The sequence below is a fragment of the Dellaglioa sp. CoH-56-MRSF-13 genome (genome assembly GCF_056782095.1).
This window is the reverse complement of sequence record NZ_JBXAYC010000044.1, coordinates 1-527: the sequence shown is the minus strand read 5'-3', so window position 1 is coordinate 527 and position 527 is coordinate 1. Positions and strand designations below refer to the sequence as shown.

2 protein-coding genes are annotated in these 527 nt (G+C 52.9%); both read left to right on the top strand.

The window, feature by feature from the left end; genetic code table 11:
- Window positions 1-253 (top strand): hypothetical protein (locus AC1RP1_RS07780; RefSeq protein ID WP_289856401.1); only part of this gene is annotated, 253 nt, incomplete at its 5' end.
- A complete protein-coding gene (locus tag AC1RP1_RS07775; protein WP_289859366.1) occupies window positions 250-480 on the top strand; it encodes a hypothetical protein in 231 nt (76 codons plus the stop codon). The genes AC1RP1_RS07780 and AC1RP1_RS07775, both read left to right, overlap by 4 nt.
- Window positions 481-527 lie beyond the last annotated feature (47 nt).

Sequence of the window (527 nt, the reverse complement as noted above, 5' to 3'; positions counted from 1 at the left end):
CCGTGAGCTGGGTGTTGCGATGGCTGATTTTATGCGAGCCCAGATGAATCGATCCGGATTCGTTCGCCATTTTTTCGCGTGGTGCGATTTTGACAAGACCAATCACACGTGCCCGGAGTACTCGCGAGCAGAATGGGAAGTGGCGCGTCGCATCATCAATCGCGCTAAGAAGCGTCGAGCCCTGACCGCGAAGCCTTACAAGGAAAACCTGCGCATGATCTTGCGTGAAATTCGGAGAACGAATTACCAATGAAAGTGACACGAATCTCAGTAAACCTGAGCAAGACGGTTCAGGCCGTTACCTACGAGCCTGTTTCGGTCAGCTTTAGCATGGATGCCGAACTTGAGGCCGGGGACACAGTGAAAGAGGCGCGCGCCGCACTGTACGAAGAGGCGGCAAGAGGTGTGCGCCTCATGATGAAGAAAGAGCTTCGGCGTTGGCGCGAAGAACACGATGAGTGGCACGAAGAAAACTCGTAATACAGGAAATCTGAGGTTCGCAAGTAAGAAAAAGGAAAGCAGTGCAC

What these genes read in the sequence shown, in the direction of transcription:
- AC1RP1_RS07775 (WP_289859366.1), top strand. Translation starts at nt 250, where the DNA reads ATGAAAGTGACACGAATCTCAGTAAACCTGAGCAAGACGGTTCAGGCC.